The sequence below is a fragment of the Aurantiacibacter luteus genome (assembly GCF_001010945.1).
In the GTDB taxonomy this organism is placed as follows: Bacteria; Pseudomonadota; Alphaproteobacteria; order Sphingomonadales; family Sphingomonadaceae; genus Alteraurantiacibacter; species Alteraurantiacibacter luteus.
Genome location: NZ_LBHB01000003.1, coordinates 152089 through 172280, shown reverse-complemented (window position 1 = coordinate 172280; position 20192 = coordinate 152089). Strand labels below are relative to the sequence as shown.

The following is a 20192-nucleotide window of genomic DNA, read 5'->3' as shown; positions in this document are numbered from 1 at the left end:
ATTGCGTCCCATGCCGGATGCATTGCAGGAGGCGTGCCAGATGAAGAGAATGGCAGAATTCTGCCATTCCTGTTCATCCGATAGAAATGTTCGCGGCGGCCGCCTCCTACAGGTTGGCGAAATTCACCAACATTTATGACTGCCATAAACGGCTGGCAGCCCTCAAGCGGCTCGCCTAGTGCTGCCGGGCTCTCATGGCGCTCGATCGCATCACCCTTTCGACCTTTCGCAACCACGCCGACACGCGGCTCGACGAAACGCGCCAGCTCAACCTGCTGGTGGGCGAGAACGGCGCGGGCAAGACGAACGTGCTCGAGGCGCTATCGCTGTTCGCGCCGGGCCGCGGGCTGCGGCGCGCGGTTCTCGGCGACATGGCCGGCAAGAGCGGTGCGGGAGGCTTCGGCATCGGCGCAAGGCTGTTGACGCGCGACGGCGGCGAGCCGGTGCAGCTCGGCACGGGGCTGCGCGGCAGCCGCAGGATCGTGCAGGTCAACGGCGCGGAAACCAGCGCGGTTGCGCTGGGCGAATGGCTCGCGGTCGGCTGGCTGACCCCGGCAATGGACCGCCTGTTTGCCGACAGCGCGGGCACCCGGCGGCGCTACGTCGACCGGCTCGCGGTGGCGCTCGACCCTGCCCACGCCCGCCACGCAGCGCGCTACGAGGCTGCCCTGCGCGAACGCAACCGCCTGCTGTCCGATGAGCGCGAGCCCGACCCCGCCTGGATCGATTCCATCGAAGCTCAGATGGCCGCCGCGGGCGCCATGCTGGCGCAGGGCCGCGCCGCGCTGGTGGAGGCGCTGGTGGCCGAACTGGCCGCCCTGCCCACCCAGCCCTTCGCGCGCCCTGCGCTCGCGCTGGAGACCACAGGCGCGCGCGAGGAAGGCGAACTGCGCGCCCAGCTTGCCGGCAATCGCCGCCGCGACCGTGCCGCCCAGCGCACCCTTGCCGGGCCGCACCGCGACGACCTGGTGGTGACGATGGAGGGCAAGGCCATGCCCGCCGCCGAGTGCTCGACCGGCGAACAAAAGGCCATGCTGATCGCCATCACCCTCGCCCACGCCGCCCTCGCCGCGCGCGGCCGGCCGAGCTTGCTGCTGCTCGACGAGGTGGCCGCGCATCTCGATCCGCTGCGGCGCGAGGCGCTGTTCGACAGGCTGCGCAGCAGCGGCACGCAGGTCTGGCTGACCGGCACCGAGCGCGCGCCGTTCGAGGGCATCGCCGGCGAAGCGGCTGTCTGGCAGGTGGCGGAGGGCCGCGCCGAGCGGATCTAGCCGGCTTTTTCGGGCAGGGCCTCGACCACGGTATCGACGGTCGCCGCCACCATCGCTTCCACCCCTTGCGCGGTCGGATGGATGCGGTCGGCTTGGACCAGCGAGGGGTCCTCCACCAGCGGTGCCATGAAGAACGGCACCAGGGCAGCATCGTATTGCTCGGCGAGCGCGGGGTAGAGGCCGTCGAAATCGGCCTGGTACTGCGGCCCGTAATTGGGCGGCGCGCGCATCCCCATCAGCATCACGGGCACGCCCCGTGCCTTCAGTTCGTCGAGGATGGCGACGAGGTTGTCGCGGGTCTGCGCGGGCTGGATGCCGCGCAGCAGGTCGTTCCCGCCCAATTCGACGATGGCAAGATCGGGCATGGCCTGAAGGTTGTCGAGCACGAAGGCGATGCGCTGGCGGCCCGCCGCCGTGGTGTCGCCGGAAACGCCCGCATCGATGACCGTCGCGTCGATCCCGCTCCGCCGCAGCACGCCTTCCAGTCGTTCCGGATAGCCTTCGTCCTCGGCCAGCTGATATCCGGCGAACAGGCTGTCGCCGAAAGCGAGGATGGTGCGCGGCGGGCCCATCACGGGCAAGTCATCGGCAAGCGGCGCCTCCGCCTGCGGCGGCGCCTCGGGGGCCGGCGCCTGCGTGTCGCAGCCAGCCAGCAGCACGGCCATCGATGAAGCGACGAGCGCGCCCGTCCACGGCCTTCGGGATGTCTTGTCCATGCGGACTAGCTATGCCATCCGCTCGGCGTGACAAGTCCCCCGCAGCATTCGCCCGTCATTTCTGCCCGAGACCTGCGCCTGACGCTTGGCGAGGGAGAGGCCGCGGTGGAAATCCTGCGCGGCATCGATCTTGACGTAGCGGCGGGCGAAACGCTGGCGCTGCTCGGCCCGTCGGGCAGCGGCAAGAGCTCGCTGATGGCGGTGCTGTCCGGTCTCGAACGCGCCACGGCGGGCGCGCTGAGCGTGGCGGGCGAGGATTTCACCGCGCTGGGCGAGGACGCGCTGGCACTGGCCCGGCGCGGGCGCATCGGCATCGTGTTGCAGGCGTTCCACCTGCTGCCGACCATGACCGCCGCCGAGAACGTCGCCACGCCGATGGAGCTGGCGGGCACCCAGGCTGCGTGGGAGCGCGCCGTGGCCGAACTGGAGGCCGTCGGACTAGGCCATCGCACGACCCACTATCCCGCGCAGCTTTCCGGCGGCGAGCAGCAGCGCGTCGCCATCGCCCGCGCCATCGCGCCCCGCCCGCCGCTGATCTTCGCCGACGAGCCCACCGGCAACCTCGATGCCGCCACCGGCGAGAGCGTGGTCGAGGTGCTTTTCCGCCGCCGCGAGGAGACCGCCGCGACGCTCGTCATCATCACCCACGACCCTGCCCTCGCCGAACGCTGCGACCGGGTGGTCACGCTGGCCGACGGGCGCATCGCCAGCGACACCGCCAGGTGAGCTGGGCGCGCGCCTCGACCATCGCGCGGCGCGACCTCGCCAGCGGGTTTCGCGGCCTCAGGCTGCTGCTCGTCTGCCTGTTCCTCGGCGTGGGCGCGCTGGCGGCGATCGGCAGCCTGACTTCCGCCATCGAGGACGAACTGGAAGGCCAGGGGCAGGCCATCCTGGGCGGCGATCTCGAAGTCGAGCTGTGGCAGCGCGGGATGACGGCGGAGGAGGAGGCGTGGCTTGCGCGCTACGGCACGCTGTCGCGCGGATACCGGCTGCAGGCGATGGCCGCGACCGACGATGCCGCCGTGCCGGTCGAGCTGAAGGCGGTCGACGCGCAATACCCGATGTACGGCACCCTGCGACTGGAGGACGGACGCTCCGCCGGCGCGCCGCCCGCCAGTTCGGCCTGGCTGGCGAAGGGCGCGGCGGAGCGTCTCGGCATCGGCGTGGGCGACAGCTTCACGCTGGGCACCGCCACCCTGCGCGTCGCCGGCATTATCGCCGAGGAGCCGGATCGCCTCTCCGAAGGCTTTGCGCTCGGGCAGACGATCATCGTCCCCTACGACCTGCCCGAACAGGCCAGCCTCACCCTGCCCGGCGCCATGTTCCAGACGAAGACCCGCGTCGCATTCTCCGGCGGCGACGACCCGGAGCAAGTGTCGGAAGCGCTCGAGGAGGCCTTCCCCGGCCAGCCCTTCGACATCCGCACCGCCGCCGTCGCCTCGCCGGGCGCGGAACGGTTCGTCGGCCGCATGGGCGAATTCCTGACGCTGGTGGGCCTCGCCGCGCTGGTGATCGCGGGCATCGGTATCGGCGGGGGCGTGAATTCCTATCTCGAGGCGCGGCGCAATTCCATCGCGACGCTGAAGATCCTCGGCGCCACGTCGCGCGACATCGCCCGCATCTATGCGCTGGAGATCGGCGCGGCGGCGCTGGCGGGCTCGCTCGCCGGGCTGTTCGCGGGCGTGCTGGTCACGCCGCTGCTGGCCTCCGCATTGGGCTCGCTGCTGCCGGTGAGCACGGACATCGCCGTCGCGCCCCTGGCGCTGCTGCGCGCGCTCGCCTTCGGACTGCTGGTCGCGCTGGTCTTCGCCGCCCCGCCGCTGGCGCGTGCGCGGGTGTTCCCGGCGATGGCGCTGATGCGCGAGCGCGTGTCGCCGCTCTCCCGGCGCTGGCGCGGTGCGGCGAGGCCCGTCCTGCTGGGCATTGCCGGCATCGTGTTACTGGCGGTCGCTGCGTCGGACCAGCCGCTGCTTTCCGCCGGGTTCCTCGCCGGGGCCGCCGTGGTGCTCGGCCTGCTGGCACTGGTCGGCAAGGGCATCCGCACTGCCGCCGCCCGCCTGCCGCGTCCCGCCAATCCCATCGCGCGCGCCGCGCTCGCCAACCTTCACCGCCCCGGCGCGCACACCGGTGCGCTGGTGACCGCGCTCGGCTTCGGGCTCAGCGCCTTCGTGCTGCTGGCGGCGGTGCAGAGCTCGCTCGATGCCAATATCCAGCGCACCGTTCCGGACCGCGCCCCCGCCTACTTCGTGCTCGACGTACCGCGCGACGGCCTCACGCAGTTCGATACGCTGGTGAGCGCCCGTGCCCCCGGCGCCGCGATCGAGACGGTTCCGACCCTGCGCGGATCGATCGTCTCCTACGGCCCCGCCGATGCGCCCGTGGTAGTGGCCGATCTCGAGGAGCTGCCCGAGGGCGCATGGGGGCTGGGCGGAGAGCGCGGGTTGACCTACGCGGCCGAATTGCCGGGCGGCAACACCGTGACCGAGGGCGAATGGTGGCCGTCGGACTATGCCGGGCCGCCGCTCGTCTCGGTCGATGCCGAGCTTGCCGAGGCGGCGGGAATGCAGATCGGCGACGTCATCACGATTTCCATTCTCGGCGTGCAGAAGAGCGCGCGGGTCGCCAGCTTCCGGCGCATCGACTGGGAAAGCCTGGGCTTCAACAACGTCTACGTCTTCACGCCCAGCACCTTTGCCGACACGCCGCACAACCTGGCGGCCACGGTCAGCCTGCCGGACGGCACCGAGGCGGGCGGCCTGCTGCGCGACCTGGTGCGCGCCTTCCCCTCGTCGAGCGTGATCGAGGTCGGCCCCTTGCTGACCGAGGCGCGCGCCATCCTCGACCAGGTGAGCCTCGCCATCCTCGCCGCCGCATCGGTGGCGGTGCTGGCGGGAATCGCCGTGCTGCTGGGCGCCATCGCCGCGGCGCGCGCGGCGCGCACCTACGATACCGTGGTGCTGCGGGTGCTGGGCGCGAGCCGGGGGCAGCTTCTCGCGCTGCAATTCGCCGAGTTCGGCCTGCTGGCCGCGGTGCTGGCGGGCGTCGCGCTGGCGCTGGGCAGCGGGCTTGCCTGGCTGATCGTGGTCCAATTGTTCGAGTTCGACTGGCTGCCCGACTGGGGCGAGGTGCTGGCGGTGCTCGGCGGTGGCCTCGTGCTGGTGCTGGGCTTCGCCCTCGCGGCCTCGCTCCCGCTGCTGCGCGCCCGCCCTGCGCAAAGCCTGCGCTCGCTCTGACCGATCACGAAAAAGGGGGCCCGCAGACCCCCTTCCCCGTCTGTGCGAGGAGGCCGCGGCCTTACTCGAACACGCCCCGCGACGCGAACTGGCCCGGTTGCCCCTTCACCACCAGCGTGCTGGCGAGCATGTCGTGCAGGCCTTGCTTCTTCTCGGTGAAGGCCACCATGATGAAACCGATGAGCAGGATGATGCTCGACAGGAACTTGCCGAAATAGCGGCCGATCGCGCGCGCCAGCGAGATGCGGTTGCCGTTGAGATCGGTGACGATCAGGCCGAGCGCCTTTTTGCCCAGCGTGGCCTGCCACGGCCCGCTCTCCATGACGGCGAAGTAGGCCACGCCGATGACGATCATCAGCAGGATCAGCAGTCCGCCGCCTCCGGTAAGGACGGCTTCCTGCGCGGCGGGATCGAGTGCTGTCGTGGCACCGGCACCCAAGCCGAACACGCCCGCGATGACCATCTGGACGATGTAGAGAATGATGGAATCGATGATGTACGCACCCGTGCGTATCCAGAAACCGGCGTAAGGCGTTCGTGATTGTCCCCTCTTGTCCCTGTTGGATTCAAGGCGGGCAGAGCACCATAATCGTCCGCCACACGCAAGAAAAAGGGGGCCCGCAAGCCCCCTTTTCCCACCGCCGATGGCGGCTCCCGTCCAAGGGATGTGTTACCAGCGGAAGCGACCGGTCACGCCATAGGTGCGCGGATCGTTCGGGTAGCCGGAGACGCTGCGCGGCTGGGCCGGGCTGGGGAAGATCGTGCCCAGGTTCCGGTCGTCGAGCAGGTTGCGGCCCCACACCGACAGTGAGAAGCCGGCATCGTGCTCGTAGGTCAGCGAGGCCGTCAGGTCGTTCACTTCGCGCGAGAACGGTGCGGCAGCAGCGATCGCCGCCGTCGCATCCAGAATCGTCCCGTCAGGCGCGCGCACCAGGAAGTCGGGCAGGCCTTCGACCAGCTGCGTTTCGCTCTGCCACAGGTAGTTGACGCGCGGCACCAGCAGGGCGTTGCCGAGGTCGAACTCGTACTGCGCACCCGCGATCACCGTCCATTCGGGGATGCCCGCCGGACGCTGGCCCGAGATGTCGCCCACCGCCGACTGCGTGAAGCTGTCGAACACCGGGTCGAGATAGGTCGCGGCGAAGTTGATGGTGAACCCTTCGGTCGGATACCACAGGGTCTCCAGCTCGACCCCGCGCGTGCTCTGGGCGCCCGCGTTGGCGAGCACGAAGCCCGAGCCGGTGAAGATGTTGGACTGGAAGCCCTCGATCTCCTGGTCGAACACCGTGAGGTTGATCGAGGCCCAGTCGAAGTTGGTCTTCACGCCCAGTTCCATCACCCGCGATTCCTCCGGGCCCGCGAAACGCGAACCGGCGGACAGGTTGGCCACGCCGAGGCCGCGCTGGATCAGCGCCGCGCGGTCCGCCGTCGTGGGACGGGCATCGCGCGACAGGTTGATCGAGCTCGCCTTGAAGCCGGTCGCGTAGCTTGCATAAACGTTCACGTCGGGCGTGACGTCGTACGACAGGCGTGCGGTGTAGCTGAAGTTGTCGTCGTTGGTGCGGCCGTCCTCGACGGCGTTGGGCACGTTCACGAACGGCGGCAGGAACTGCAGCGCGCGCAGCGGATTGAGCGGGTTCGCCAGCGGGTTGTTGACGTTGGCCGCGGCAAACTGGCCCGCCTGCACCTGGATGGCCTGGAAGACCTGGAAGTTGGTCGGGCTCGAACCGGCAAAGGCGGCGACCTCCGCCGCGGTCGCGCCGCGGTTCAGGCCGAGGCGCTGGCCGACGGCCTGCGACACGAAGCCTTGGCCCAGCACCTGTCCGCGAAACGGCGCGAGCTGCGGCGCATCGAAGTTGATGGCCGAGAACACGTCGGTCGAGACGGCGTTCTGGGTGAAGGTCTTGCTGTCGTCGGTGTAGTTGCCGCCCAGCGTCAGCACGAGGCCGTCGAAGATCTCGAAGTCGACCTGGCCGAACAGCGAGTAGCTCTCCGAATCCAGCGTGTAGCTTTCGGTGAAGCCCGACCCCTGGGTGAAGAAGCGACCGTTGAAGTTCGTGCCGAAGGCCTGGCTGAAGACGGCCTCGAGCGGCGTCGCGCCCGGCGTCAGCGGGGAGGCGAAGATCGAGAACGCGTTGCTCGACAGGCCCGCCACCAGGAGGTTGGCGTAGTTGCGGAAGTCCGCGCCGTAGAGCAGCTGGTTCGACTGGTCGACGTCCTCATTCAGGTAAAAGGCGCCCAGCAGCACGTCGAGACGATCGCCGATCGAGCCGGCCACGCGGAATTCCTGCGTAAAGGTGTCGATCCTGAGATCCTGCGAGTTCGGGTAGATCAGGTCGGCGCTGGAGAAGTCCGAATCCTGCACCGTCACGCTCTCGGTAGTGCGGCTGGCGGTGATCGAGGTGAAGGTGAAGTCATCGCTCAGATCCCAGTCGAACTGCCCCGAGATGCCGTGGTTGCGGATGTCGTTGGTCGAATCGAAGTTCGAATAGATGACGTCGGCGAAGGGATCGGCCGGGTTGGTCACGTTGCCGCCCAGGGCACGGATCACCGGGGTCGAGGGGCCGTTCTGCACGTTGACCACGCCGCAGCAGATCTCGTCGATGTCGTCGACGTCGGCGATCACGCGCAGCGTCCAGTCGTTGCCGGGATCGATCAGCGCCTGGCCGCGCAGGAACCATCGGTCGCGGTCGTTGGAACGGTTGCCGGTGCCCAGGTCCTCGAAGAAGCCGTCGCGCTCGTTGAAGCCGCCGGCAACGCTGACCGCCACGCTGTCGGACAGCGGGCCGGTGACGTAAAGGCGGCCGAGCAGCGCGTCGTAGTTGCCGTAGGTGAGCTCGGCCGAGCCGCCCCAGTCGAACTGCGGCTCTTCGGTGACGACCGAGATGACGCCGGCGCTGGCGTTCTTGCCGAACAGGGTCGACTGCGGGCCGCGCAGCACCTCGATGCGGGTGACGTTGGGAAGGTCGGAGATAGAGGAGGCGGTGCGGCTGCGATAGACGCCATCGATGAACACGCCGACCGAGGGTTCGATACCGGCGTTGTTGGCGCCGTTGCCGAAGCCGCGGATGAAGAAGCCGGTGTTGGCCGAGGACTGGCGCTGGCCGACGCTGAGCGAGGGCACCACCGTCTGCAGGTCGCGGATGTCGCGGATCTGGTCGCGCTCGAGCACCTCGGCGCCGGTCACGGAGACGGCGACGGGAATTTCCTGCAGGGTCGCTTCGCGCTTGGTCGCGGTGACGATGATCTGGTTGCCTTGGCTGAATTCCTCCCCGTCTTCCTCGGGGTACATGTCTTGGCCGGTCTCGGCCTCGCTCTGGGCGAAGGCGGCGGCGGGCGCGAGCAGCGCGGCAGCGGCGACGCCGCACAGGAACTTGCGCGAAATGCCGGCGGTGCCGGCGAACACAGTCTTCATAGAAATCTCCATCTCTCCCCCTCATGCCGACCCTGCCACCGTTTTCGGCGATCGGTCCGCACGCGAGCGACCTGTCTAGGTAGCCCAGACAATACAAAGCGGTGCAACCTTGCACAATCGGGACATGAATCGCCTATCTCGCGGCGATACAGGTGTATCATTAGCGCAACAGGAAGACATCTGACGTAATGGTGAGGTTCGTTGGCGACGGTCTCCGGGACCTGCCCGTGCTTGCCCCTCGCGCCGCTCTCGGCTAGGGGCGCGCGAATTCGCAGGTGCAGCATTTCGCGCACCCGAGGCGAACCAGCGCTTTTTGCAGGAAACCAGATCATGTCCGCCCCCCTTCGCAACGTGGCGATCATCGCCCACGTCGACCATGGCAAGACCACGCTCGTCGACCAGCTCTTCCGCCAGTCCGGCACCTTCCGCGAGAACGAGCGTGTCGAGGAGCGGGCGATGGATTCGGGCGACCTCGAAAAGGAGCGCGGGATCACCATCCTCGCCAAGCCGACCAGCATCGAGTGGGCGCCCAAGGGCGGCGGGCAGAACTACCGCATCAATATCGTCGACACCCCCGGCCACGCCGACTTCGGCGCCGAGGTGGAGCGCATCCTCTCGATGGTCGACGGCGTCATCCTGCTGGTCGACGCCGCCGAGGGCCCGATGCCGCAGACCAAGTTCGTGACCGGCAAGGCGCTCGGCCTCGGCCTGAAGCCCATCGTGGTGGTCAACAAGATCGACCGCGCCGACGCCCGCGCCTCCGAAGTGCTGGACGAGGTGTTCGACCTCTTCGTCAACCTCGACGCCAACGACGAGCAACTCGACTTCCCGGTGCTCTACGCTTCGGGCCGCTCGGGCTATGCCAGCGAGGACATCGACGCACGCGAGGGCGACCTGACGCCCATGTTCGAGCTGATCGTCAAGCACGTCCCCGCCCCCGACCTCGACGAGGACGGCGACTTCGCCATGCTGGCCACCCTGCTCGACCGCGACGCCTTTCTCGGCCGCATCCTGACGGGCCGCATCGAGAGTGGGCGGCTGGAGGTCGGCATGCCGATCAAGGCGCTCGACGTTACCGGAAAGCTGGTGGAAGCGGGCCGCGCCACGAAGGTCTTCGCCTACAACGGTCTCGACCGCGAGCCGGTGCTGCACGCCAAGGCGGGCGACATCGTCGCCATCGCCGGCCTGACCGAAGCCACCGTCTCCAACACCCTGTGCGCCCCGCACGTCACCGCGCCGATCCACGCGCAGGAGATCGATCCGCCAACGCTTTCCATGACCTTTGCCGTCAACGACAGCCCCTATGCGGGCCGCGAGGGCGACAAGGTGCAGAGCCGCGTCATCCGCGACCGGCTGGAGCGCGAGGCCGAGGGCAACGTCGCCATCCGCATTACCGAGGCCGCCGGCAAGGACGCCTTCGAGGTCGCGGGCCGCGGCGAACTGCAACTGGGCGTGCTGATCGAAACCATGCGCCGCGAGGGCTTCGAGCTCTCCATCAGCCGCCCGCGCGTGCTGTATCGCGAAGAGAACGGCCAGCGCATGGAGCCCTACGAGACCGTCGTGGTCGACGTGGACGAGGAGTTCTCCGGCACGGTCGTCGAGAAGATGGCGCAGCGCAAGGCCGAGATGACCGACATGCGCCCCAGCGGCGCGGGCAAGACGCGCCTGACCTTCACCGCGCCGAGCCGAGGCCTCATCGGCTACCACGGCGAGTTCCTGTCCGACACCCGCGGCACCGGCATCATGAACCGCCTGTTCGACAGCTACGGCCCACACAAGGGCCCGATCTCGGGCCGCCAGAACGGCGTGCTGATCTCGATGGAGATGGGCGAGGCGCAGGCCTATGCGCTCAACATGCTGGAGGAGCGCGGCGTGCTGTTCGTGTCGCCCGGCACCAAGCTCTACGAGGGCATGATCATCGGCGAGAACGCCAAGCCCGACGATCTCGAGGTGAACCCGCTCAAGTCCAAGCAGCTGACCAACTTCCGCGCCAGCGGTAAGGATGAGGGCATCCGCCTGACCCCGCCGCGCAAGATGACGCTGGAGCAGGCCATCGCCTACATCGGCGACGACGAGATCGTGGAGGTCACCCCGCAGTCGATCCGCCTGCGCAAGGCCATCCTCGACCCGCACGAGCGCAAGCGCGCCAAGCGCGCCGCACAGAATGGCTAGGCGTCAGTTCGGACAGCGATAGATGCGAAAGCGCGGGTTGTCGTCGTAGCGGATGCGCATCGTGTTCGGGCCCTCGATGGCCATGTAGAACACGTAGACCGCTGGCGGCGCATCGCCGTACTGCTCGCTGAGGGTGGCGGCGGCGTAGTCGCCGTTGACCCGCACGTCCTGCACGATTCCCGTGCTCTCGAAGAAGCCGACCTCGCGCGCGCGGATGTCGTAGCGCTGGTGGCCGGGCTGGCCGCAGTGCGCGAGATCCTCCGACCAGTCGCCATGGAAGCGCGCCGGGATCGTGTCCTGCATGGCGCCCTCGGCCGCCTCAGCATCGTCGCGCGCGCCCGCCGCCTCGACCTCGGGATCGGCGGCGCGGGTGGGGGTGGGTGTCGCGGCGACGGTCTGGGTGACGGTGGGCGCGGGAGAGGGCGCGGTCTCGCCGGGATCGCCTGCGGATTGGCTGTCGCAACCGGTCGTCAGGACCAGGCCCAGCGCGCAGGCAAGGACGGGAAACGGGCGCGGTGACGAGCAGTCGGGCATGGGGTTCTCCACTTTTCCGGACACGAGATCATTCTCGCCCCGGGTTGTGACGACAACGTGACCGCAGCCCAAAAAGGCTCCAGCTAGCCTCTCGCCAAGCGGCCAAGCCTCGCCTAAGGCCGTGTCGATGAGCCCGGCCGACCTTCGTGTTGCACTCTTCAGCGGCAACTACAATTACGTCCGCGACGGGGCCAACCAGGCGCTCAACCGGCTGGTCGACTACCTGCTGCGGCAGGGCGCGACGGTCAGGGTCTATGCGCCGACCGTGGACAAACCCGCGTTCGAACCCGCGGGCGAGTTGATCGGCGTGCCCAGTGTCGCCATCCCGGGGCGCGGAGAATACCGCTTTCCGCTGGGCTTCAACGCTGCCGTGCGCCGCGACCTGGAGGCCTTCCGGCCGGATATCGTCCACGTCTCCAGCCCCGATCCCACGGGCCATGCCGCCGTGACCTGGGCCCGCCGCCATGGCCTGCCGATCCTGGGCAGCGTCCACACCCGGTTCGAGACCTATCCGCGCTATTACGGATGCGCCTTTGCCGAGCCCTGGGCCGTCGCCATCCTGCGCCGTTTCTACCGCCGCACCGACGCGCTCGTCGCGCCGAGCGAGAGCATGGCCGACGTGCTGCGCGAGCAGGGCATGCACGAGGACATCGGCATCTGGGCCCGCGGCGTGGATCGCGCCATTTTCGACCCTGCCAGGCGCGACATGGCCTGGCGCCGCGAGCACGGCATCGCCGACGACGAGGTGGCCGTGGGCTTCCTCGGCCGGCTGGTGCTGGAAAAGGGCATCGACGTCTTCACCGAAACCATGGCCGAGCTGCGCCGGCGCGGCATTGCGCACAAGGTCCTGGTGGTGGGCGAGGGTCCGGCGCACGGATTCTTTGCCGAGCGCTGTCCCGAGGCGGCGTTCGTCGGCTTCCAGAGCGGCGCCGACCTCGCCCGCGCGGTCGCGAGCATGGACCTGCTGCTCAATCCCAGCGTCACCGAGACCTTCGGCAACGTCACGCTCGAAGCGATGGCGAGCGGCCTGCCGGTGGTGGCGGCACGCGCGACGGGCAGCACCAGCCTCGTGAGCGACGGTATCACCGGGCGGCTCATCGCGCCGGGCGATGCCGGCGCCTTTGCCGACGCGGTGGCGGCCTACATCCGCGATCCTGCCCTGCGCGAGGCGCACGGGCGCGCGGGCGAACTGCGCAGCCGCGATTTCGCGTGGGACGCGATCAACAAGGTGGTCGCCGACACCTACCTACGGCTGATCGAGGAACGCGGCAGGGCGCGTCGCACAGCGTAAGACCCCGCGCCGCGCCATCGCGCGCGCGTAGAGCGTGAAGAAAACCATCACGACGAAGACCACCGCCACCGGGCCGTAGGTCGCGGCGTTGTTCGCCATGCCGGGCAAGGGGTTGGCAAGGCCGTAGATATTGCTGACGAGGAAGGCGGCCAGCGATACCGCAAAAACCGGAAAGGCCAGTCGGCTGCGCAGCAGCAACAGCACCGAAGCGGCGACCGCACCCCACACGCCGATCGCCCAGACGATGTCCATCCACAGCGGGAACCCGGCGAAATAGGCGACGGCCGTGTCGATATCGACGCCCGTGCCGCCAAGGACCGACGCGATGTAGTCGCGGTCGCCAAGCTGCGACATGGTGTAATCGTAGCCGCCCAGTGCCGTGAACAACAGCGCCAGCAGGCCGACGAGCCAGAGGTGCCAGGGTGCGCTTGCACGCACCGGTGCTTGGGTTGCGGTGTCCATGATGCTCTCCCCCGAGGTGCGACCCCGGGGGGAGAGCTATCACGGATCGCCGCAGCGGCCTAGAGTCGCTCGATCCTGCGCGCCAGCTGGTCGATCAGGTCGACGACCTGATCCTTGTCGAGCTCCAGCCCGCCGCGCTTCGCCTTGTTGGCGACGACCGAGGCGAGATTGCCCAGCGCGCGGAACAGTTCGGGCTGGTCCATCGGCCGGGCACGTTCCGTCTTGCGACCGAGCCGCTCCCACAGCTCGCGGATTTCCTCCTTGCGGTCCTCGAGTTCGGCAACGCCTGCGTCGGTGGCCTGGTAGAGCTTGCGGGCATCGTCGCTCGCGGTCTCGGCGATCGCGCCCTCGTCGGTGAGCATCTGCAACGTCGGATAGACGACGCCCGGCGACGGGGCATACGCGCCCTCGGTCATGCCCTCCAGCGCCTTGATGAGCTCGTAGCCGTGGCGCGGCTCCTCGGCGAGCATGGCGAGCAGCAGCAGGCGCAGTTCGCCGGGACCGAACAGGCGGCGACGGCGGCTGCCGGCAAGGCCGTGGATCTGCTCCGCGCGGCGGTGCGCCCGCTCCGCCCGGCCTGCGTGGCGCAGTCCGCCGCGATGGCGCGAGGACTTGGCAAAGACGCCGCCCGGCCCGAAGACGCCCTTGGGGCCGAAGGGTCCGTCGGGGCCGAATACGCCCTTCTCGCCGAACGGACCCTGTTCGCCGAACACGCCCTTTTCGCCGAAGACGCCCTCTTCGCCGAAAGGACCGTTGCGGCCGAACGGGCCACTGGGGCCGAAGAAACTGTCGCGCTTCCCCTCGCCCTCGAAGTCGATCTCGATATCCACGTCGAAATCCTCGCCTTCGGGATGATCCGAGATGTGGCCTTCCAGCGGCTCCATGTCGCCTTCGTCGTTGATGTCCTCGTCCGGCGCGGCCGGGGGCCTGGGCGGTTTCGGGGGCTTCGGTGGTTTCGGGGGTCGGGGCGCGCCGTTCTCGTCACGCTCGCCCTTGTGCTTTCTTCCCATGCGAGTTCTCCAATCGTGTCCCATCGGCAAGATATATCTTAGACCTATCGTAACAAGGGGTCTGTGCAAAAATTTCGCTGCCCGCTGCATTTCGCGCGCCGCCACGCGTTAGGAAGGGTGATGGCCGATCTTTTCGCCGACGATGAACCGCCCCAGCGCGCGCTCGACGAACCGGGCGAGGACGCGCCGCTGGCCGACCGGCTGCGGCCGCGCGACCTGTCCGAAGTCATCGGGCAGGAGCACATCACCGGGCCGGAGGGCGCGATCGGGCGGATGGTGGCGGCGGGTCGCCTCTCAAGCCTCATCCTGTGGGGCCCGCCCGGCACCGGCAAGACCAGCATCGCCCGCCTGCTCGCCGCCGCCGTGGGCATGCGATACGAGGCGGTGAGCGCGGTGTTCAGCGGGGTGGCCGACCTCAAGAAGGCCTTTGCCGCCGCCGAGACCGCCAAAAAGGCGGGGCAACGTACGCTGCTTTTCGTGGACGAGATCCACCGCTTCAATCGCGCCCAGCAGGACGGCTTCCTACCCTTCGTCGAGCGCGGCACCGTGACCCTCGTCGGCGCGACGACCGAGAACCCCAGCTTTGAACTCAACGCCGCGCTGCTCAGCCGCGCGCAGGTGCTGATCCTGCACCGGCTGGATGCCGCGGCGCTAGGCCGCCTGCTGGACCGCGCGGAGGACCTCGAAGGCCCCCTGCCCCTGACCAATCCGGCGCGCGAGGCCCTGATCGCCAGCGCCGACGGCGACGGCCGCTTCCTGCTCAACCAGGCGGAGACGCTCTACGCCGCGAAGATCGCCGAACCGCTCGATCCTGCTGCTCTCGGCCAGTTCCTCCAGCGCCGCGTCGCCGTCTACGACAAGGACCGCGAGGGGCACTACAACCTCATCTCCGCGTTGCACAAGGCGGTGCGCGGCAGCGATCCGCAGGCCTCGCTCTATTACCTCGCGCGGATGCTGACGGCGGGGGAGGAACCGCTGTTCCTCGCCCGGCGGCTGATCCGCATGGCGGTGGAGGACATCGGCATGGCCGACCCCGGCGCGCTGACCCAGTGCATTGCGGCCAAGGACGCCTACCAGTTCCTCGGCAGCCCTGAAGGCGAGCTGGCGCTGGCGCAGGCCTGCGTCTACCTCGCCACCGCGCCCAAGTCGAACGCGGTATACAAGGCGCAGAAGGCGGCGTGGAAGTCGGCGCGCGAGACCGGCAGCCTGATGCCGCCGATGAACATCGTGAACGCGCCCACCAAGCTGATGAAACAGGTCGGCTACGGCGCTGGCTACACCTACGACCACGACGCCGACGAAGGCTTCTCAGGCGACAACTACTGGCCCGACGAGATGGAGCCGCAGGCCTTCTACCAGCCGGTCGAGCGCGGGTTCGAGCGCAAGGTGCGCGAGCGGCTCGCCTACTGGGACAAGCTGCGGGACGAACGCCGGTGAAGGTCCGCGAATTCGAGCACTTCCTCGCCATCGACTGGTCGGGCGCGCAAGGCGCACGGCACAAGGCCATCGCCGTCGCGGTGGCGCACGCAGGTGGCGGGCCGCCGGTGCTGGTGCAGCGCGACAGGGGCTGGAGCCGCGCCGAGGTGCTCGACGTGCTTACCGAGGCGTTGCCCGACAATTCGCTCGTCGGCCTCGACCTTGGCATTGCCCTGCCATTCGCCGACCGCGGCGCCTATTTCCCCGGCTGGGATCGCAGCCCGGCGGACGCGAAAGCGCTATGGTCGCTGGTGGAGAGCACCTGCGCCGCCGACGAGCACCTGGGCGCGACCAGCTTCGTCGATCATCCCGAGGCGAGCGCCCACTTCCGCCGCCACGGCGCGCGCGAGGGGGCGGCCTTCGAGGGCGGCAGGGGCCGGTTCCGCGTCACCGAGCGCGAACAGGAAGCGCTGGGGTGCAAGCCGACCTCCAACTTCAACCTCGTGGGCGCCTCGCAGGTCGGGAAGTCGAGCCTGACGGGGATGCGGGTGCTGCACGCGCTGGCGGGCCGCCTGCCCGTCTGGCCCGTCGACCCCCTGCCCCACACCGGATCGGTCGTGGTCGAAATCTACACCACCATCGCCGCCATGGCCGCGGGCCGATCGCCCTCGCGCAGCAAGATGCGCAGCTTCGAGGAGCTGAACGCGGCACTCGCCGCACTCGGCAGTCCGCCTGTGCCGGGCGAAGGTGCCATCGACGACCACGCCTCCGACGCGCTGATCACCGCCGCCTGGCTGCGCGTGGCGGCGGACGATGCCGCCTTGTGGAGCCCCGCTGCGATGACCCCGCAGATCGCCCGCACCGAAGGCTGGACCTTCGGCGTGCCCTAGATGCGCGCGGACAGGCCCCGGCGGTTGCCGCCCAGCCGCTCGATGGCTTCCATGTTCTGCCGCTCGATGATGCCGGGGATGAGAAAGGCGTCGACGACCCACCAGATGCCGAGAACCAGCCAGCCGAGGAACAGCGGGATCCAGCCGAGCAGGCCCAGCAGCAATTGCGCGATGCCCGTGCCGGTCTGTCCGAGATAGAAGCGATGCGCGCCGAACCCGCCGAGGAAGAACCACAGCAGGTAGGCGGCGCCCGCGCTCTTGCGCTGCGCCTCGAACATGAGCTGGGTCCGTAAATTGTCGTCCATTGAAAGCCCCCTTGTTCCCTGTCCCGAACCATATCCGAACGCGGGCACTGCGCAATAGGGCCGGGCGCCTAGCGAAGGCTGGACGTTTGCGCCGCCTTGAGGCAAAGGCGAGGCCTTCCCGCGACGGGATATGCCGGCTTAGCACAGTGGTAGTGCAGCGGTTTTGTAAACCGAAGGTCGGGGGTTCAAATCCCTCAGCCGGCACCATTATTGATAATCTCTGACCCTGGTCAGCACGCAATCAATTCTCAAAGCCGCCGTTCACGCATTGAACCCGGCTGAAGTGATTGGTCGGAAGCGGCACGGCCGCTTGCTGAAGACGATTGCCGCAATGCCAATACTCTCACCCGCTCGAGCGAGGCAGATCCCGCCGGCAAATCCAGGGTGCGGCATGCGCCAGCCACACCCGAGCGGGCCGTCCTACACCTGCCAATCGTCGCATTCAAAATACGCTTGAGCGGAATTCCTTTGCTACGAGACCGTATCGCCTCAACTTGTCATACAGCGTCTTGCGCGGGATTTGCATCTCCGCGCGAAGCTTCTCGACGTTGCCGCCGTAGCGACGAAGCCCGTCCTCGATGAGGCTTCGCTCGAATTGCGCGACGCGTTCCGCCAGCGAATGAGGTTGCGTCGATGTTTCGCCCGGTGAGGATTGCATGGGCACCCCGAGCACGAGTGCACGGGCGTAGCCGTCGAGTTCGCGCAGATTGCCTGCCCAGGTGTGAAGCTGGAGATACTCCCGGTCGCGATCGGACATCTCGCGTGCCTGGCGTTCGGTAGCCAACTCGTGTCGGCGCACGAAAATGCCAAGAAGCGTCGGCAGATCTTCCCTTCGCTCCGCCAGCGACGGCAAGGTGATCGACACCGCGCCCAGCCTTCGTTCAAGCGCGCTGCCCGCGTCCTGCAACGCCGCATCGCCCGGTTGCCGGGCAAGTACGATCCGCAGGTTGAGCCTGCGACCGCGATCCGCTCCGATGGGAATGACGGTCCTGCTGTCCAGCATGGCGAGAAGCCGCGCGCGTAGCGGCGCATCGAACTCGGCGACATCGTCCAGCAGCAGCGTCCCTCCGTTGGCGCGTTCCAGCAGGCCGGTGCGCGAAAGCCCCGCAGCCGGATCTCGGCCGAACAACAGCAGCTCGGCATCCTCGTGCGCGAGCACACCATTGTCGATGGCGACGAAGGGTCGGGCCGCGCGCGGGCCCATGTCGTGGATATGCCGTGCCAGCGTCGTCTTGCCGGTGCCCTGCCCGCCCTTGATGACGACATCGATTTCCGCGTTGCCGACAGCCTCGACCAGCGAGCGAAGGGCAGTTACGGCGGGGGAACTGCCCTGCAGCACGGCCGGCCCTCGCCCGCCGCTCGCGCGATGCAATTCCTGCCGCAGCGCGCGATTCTCCAGCGCCAGCACTCGCTGCTCGAAGGCCCGCTTGATGGAGCGCAGGAGGTCTGCCGAGGAGAACGGCTTGGCGAGGAAATCGGCGGCGCCGCCGCGCATGGCGTTCACCGCCATGTCTATGTCGCCGTGCCCCGTGACCAGGATCACCGGGAGGGCCGGGTCCATCTCTCGCAATTGCTCGAAAAGCGCGATGCCGGACATGCCGGGAAGCCGCACATCGGTCACCACCACGCCCGCGAAATCCTCGGCGAGCCAGGCCAGGGCGGCGCGCGCATCGGCAAAGGCCTCGACGTGCGCGCCTTCCAGCAGGAGCGCCTGCACCGTAGCCGCGCGCAAGACGGCATCGTCTTCCACCAAGGCTACCGTAAGGGCCGGCCGGGCGCTCATGCGAGGGGGATGACCATCGTAAACCGCCCGCCGTCACCAGAGGGTTCGACCACTAGGTCGCCATCGAGACCCTGCATGATGTCGAGCGAGATGACGAGGCCCAGTCCGAGGCCGTCCGGTTTGGTCGTAGCGAATGGCTGGAACAGCTGGTCCGCTTCTTCACGCGTCAGGCCTGGGCCGTCATCCAATACGCTCAGCCGCGCAAAATTCGCGTCGCAGGCGATCGTGATCTCGATCCGCCCGCCTTCACCGACCGCATCGAGCGCGTTTTGCAAAAGGTTCACAAGAACCTGCTCCAACCGAACCGGCTCGGCGCGAACGATCGTTTCCGCGAGCGAAGAGGAAGGGCGTTCGATGGTCACGCCGCTCTGCTCGATCCGGTCTCGCAGCAGCAGCATGGCGCCGTCGATAGCGCGCGCCAGCTGGACGTCGCCGGGCTCTCGCGCGGTTCGCCGGCTGAAGCGCAGCAATTCGTCGGTAATCTGGCCGATCCGTTCCATGAGCCCGGCAATGTGCGCGAAATTGTCTGCCGCACCGCCAGTGTCGCCCGCTGCGATCATGCGCTGACCGTTCTCCGCGAAGAGCCTGCTTGCCGCGAGCGGCTGGCGAATCTCGTGGCCCACGCCGGCCGTGACCTGCCCCAGGGTCGCGAGCCGGTTTGCCTGCGTCAGCTGTTCGCGCAGCGTTGCCGTTCGTGCGGCGATGATGCTGCGCGTCTGTGCCTGCCTGTGGCGCCGCCACTGGAAGGCAGCCCAGAGGACAAGGGCCAGCGCAACAAGTCCAAGCAATACCTCCAGCCGTGCGGTCTGCTGCGCCGCGGCGACTTGCGGACCGGTTTCGGCGAGTAGATGGAGGTTCCATTCCTCTGCGGTACCCTGCGCCGGGTATCCCACCGGCACACTGACGAGCGCGGCATCCGGAATGTCGGGCGCGAACCTGCGAAATCCGGCCACGCCGTACTGCCGCTCGTCCGCGGCGGCATCGCGACCTGCGCTGGCAAAGCGCTGCAGCATGGTAAAGCGCCATGCCGGATCGCTCGCGATGAGCACGATACCCTCTGCATCGCTAACGAATGCGCGCACGCCGCTGTCGCGCCAGACCTGCTCCGCCTCGTCGAATTCGACCTTCAGCGCGACTACGCCCCGCGGCCTACCGTCCACCACGATGCTGTGTGCAATGTAGAGGCCAGGGGCTCGGCTGACTGTACCGAGCGCAAATTGCGACGCTTCGCCCTGCGCCAGGGCATCGCGGAAATAGCCGCGGAAGGCGTAGTTGGACCCCACGAAACTGGTCGGCAGGTTCCAGTTGCTGGCCGCGAGTGTCAGCCCGTCGGCGTCCATGACATACAGCGCCGCCGCACCCGTCTGCTCGGCAATGCGCTCGAGCCGGCGGTCGAGCGCTCGGCGCGTCCCGCGATCGCCCTGCACGACAGCCGCGACTTCCAGATCCTCGGCGAGGACGCGCGGGACGAGCTCGAACTTGCTCAGCTCCGAACGCAGGCCGTTGGCGAGAATTTGCGCATCGCTACGCGCCCGCGTCTCGACCTCGAACAGCGCCGCGTCCCGCTCCACCCGCTGCACCAGGAACAGCGCCGCGAAGGCAACCGCTGCAACGAGCACGAGGCTCGTTGCAACGATCAGGGCCAGGCGACCGCGTGGCGGCGCGGAGTTGAGGAACGTCATTGCGCAACCATG

General features: G+C 68.4%; 16 protein-coding genes and 1 tRNA gene. 8 read left to right on the top strand and 9 right to left on the bottom strand.

Features of this window, described 5'->3' with window-relative positions:
* Positions 1 to 194: 194 nt before the first annotated feature.
* Entirely contained in the window at positions 195 to 1271 is a 1077-nt protein-coding gene (recF, locus tag AAW00_RS12485; protein WP_047004767.1) for a DNA replication/repair protein RecF, read from the top strand.
* Here the strand turns inward: recF and AAW00_RS12480 are convergent.
* Entirely contained in the window at positions 1268 to 1987 is a 720-nt protein-coding gene (locus tag AAW00_RS12480; protein WP_047004766.1) for an arylesterase, read from the bottom strand. The genes recF and AAW00_RS12480 overlap by 4 nt on opposite strands.
* Positions 1988 to 2014: 27 nt before the next feature.
* On the opposite strand from AAW00_RS12480, the gene AAW00_RS12475 reads away from it, so the two are divergent.
* Both AAW00_RS12475 and AAW00_RS12470 read left to right on the top strand, forming a co-directional pair.
* Complete coding sequence (locus tag AAW00_RS12475) at positions 2015 to 2713, top strand: ABC transporter ATP-binding protein (protein WP_047004765.1); 699 nt, start codon at positions 2015 to 2017, stop codon at positions 2711 to 2713.
* Positions 2710 to 5220 carry an ABC transporter permease gene (locus tag AAW00_RS12470; RefSeq protein WP_047004764.1) on the top strand — a complete coding sequence of 837 codons (2511 nt, stop codon included), beginning with the start codon at positions 2710 to 2712 and terminating at the stop codon, positions 5218 to 5220. Before AAW00_RS12475 ends, AAW00_RS12470 begins: the two co-directional genes overlap by 4 nt.
* A 61-nt stretch (positions 5221 to 5281) precedes the next feature.
* Here AAW00_RS12470 and AAW00_RS12465 read toward each other — a convergent pair whose 3' ends face one another.
* Both AAW00_RS12465 and AAW00_RS12460 read right to left on the bottom strand, forming a co-directional pair.
* The gene (locus tag AAW00_RS12465; RefSeq protein ID WP_082125071.1) at positions 5282 to 5866 is read right to left on the bottom strand and encodes an RDD family protein; all 585 of its coding nucleotides are present in this window, start codon (positions 5864 to 5866) and stop codon (positions 5282 to 5284) included.
* 24 nt (positions 5867 to 5890) lie between these two features.
* Positions 5891 to 8635, bottom strand: coding sequence for a TonB-dependent receptor (locus AAW00_RS12460; protein WP_047004762.1), 2745 nt, complete (start codon positions 8633 to 8635; stop codon positions 5891 to 5893).
* Positions 8636 to 8965: 330 nt separating this feature from the next.
* Here AAW00_RS12460 and typA point away from each other — a divergent pair, with 330 nt between their 5' ends.
* Positions 8966 to 10807, top strand: a complete 1842-nt coding sequence (gene typA, locus AAW00_RS12455; protein WP_047004761.1) for a translational GTPase TypA — start codon at positions 8966 to 8968, stop codon at positions 10805 to 10807.
* Positions 10808 to 10810: 3 nt separating this feature from the next.
* On the opposite strand, the gene AAW00_RS12450 is transcribed toward typA, so the two are convergent.
* Positions 10811 to 11365 carry a hypothetical protein gene (locus AAW00_RS12450; protein ID WP_156170068.1) on the bottom strand — a complete coding sequence of 185 codons (555 nt, stop codon included), beginning with the start codon at positions 11363 to 11365 and terminating at the stop codon, positions 10811 to 10813.
* A 103-nt stretch (positions 11366 to 11468) separates the two neighbouring features.
* On the opposite strand from AAW00_RS12450, the gene AAW00_RS12445 reads away from it, so the two are divergent.
* Complete coding sequence (locus AAW00_RS12445) at positions 11469 to 12632, top strand: glycosyltransferase family 4 protein (RefSeq protein WP_047004759.1); 1164 nt, start codon at positions 11469 to 11471, stop codon at positions 12630 to 12632.
* Here the strand turns inward: AAW00_RS12445 and AAW00_RS12440 are convergent.
* A complete protein-coding gene (locus AAW00_RS12440) occupies positions 12588 to 13094 on the bottom strand; it encodes a hypothetical protein (protein WP_047004758.1) in 507 nt (168 codons plus the stop codon). The genes AAW00_RS12445 and AAW00_RS12440 overlap by 45 nt on opposite strands.
* Positions 13095 to 13153: 59 nt before the next feature.
* Positions 13154 to 14104, bottom strand: a complete 951-nt coding sequence (locus AAW00_RS12435) for a PadR family transcriptional regulator (protein ID WP_162199432.1) — start codon at positions 14102 to 14104, stop codon at positions 13154 to 13156.
* 120 nt (positions 14105 to 14224) lie between these two features.
* On the opposite strand from AAW00_RS12435, the gene AAW00_RS12425 reads away from it, so the two are divergent.
* Both AAW00_RS12425 and AAW00_RS12420 read left to right on the top strand, forming a co-directional pair.
* Positions 14225 to 15541: a replication-associated recombination protein A gene (locus AAW00_RS12425; protein ID WP_047004757.1), complete on the top strand. Its 1317-nt coding sequence runs from the start codon at positions 14225 to 14227 to the stop codon at positions 15539 to 15541.
* Complete coding sequence (locus tag AAW00_RS12420; protein ID WP_047004756.1) at positions 15538 to 16410, top strand: hypothetical protein; 873 nt, start codon at positions 15538 to 15540, stop codon at positions 16408 to 16410. The genes AAW00_RS12425 and AAW00_RS12420 overlap by 4 nt, the downstream gene beginning before the upstream one ends.
* Here AAW00_RS12420 and AAW00_RS12415 read toward each other — a convergent pair.
* On the bottom strand, positions 16407 to 16715 hold the full coding sequence (locus tag AAW00_RS12415; RefSeq protein ID WP_047004755.1) for a TM2 domain-containing protein: 309 nt from the start codon (positions 16713 to 16715) through the stop codon (positions 16407 to 16409). The genes AAW00_RS12420 and AAW00_RS12415 overlap by 4 nt on opposite strands.
* Before the next feature lie 132 nt (positions 16716 to 16847).
* Between AAW00_RS12415 and AAW00_RS12410 the strand changes: the two genes are divergently transcribed.
* Positions 16848 to 16922, top strand: a tRNA-Thr gene (locus AAW00_RS12410).
* 235 nt (positions 16923 to 17157) lie between these two features.
* Here the strand turns inward: AAW00_RS12410 and AAW00_RS12405 are convergent.
* Together AAW00_RS12405 and AAW00_RS12400 are read right to left on the bottom strand one after the other, a co-directional pair.
* A complete protein-coding gene (locus AAW00_RS12405; RefSeq protein WP_047004754.1) occupies positions 17158 to 18498 on the bottom strand; it encodes a sigma-54-dependent transcriptional regulator in 1341 nt (446 codons plus the stop codon).
* Positions 18495 to 20180, bottom strand: coding sequence for an ATP-binding protein (locus tag AAW00_RS12400; protein WP_047004753.1), 1686 nt, complete (start codon positions 20178 to 20180; stop codon positions 18495 to 18497). The genes AAW00_RS12405 and AAW00_RS12400 overlap by 4 nt, the downstream gene beginning before the upstream one ends.
* Positions 20181 to 20192 lie beyond the last annotated feature (12 nt).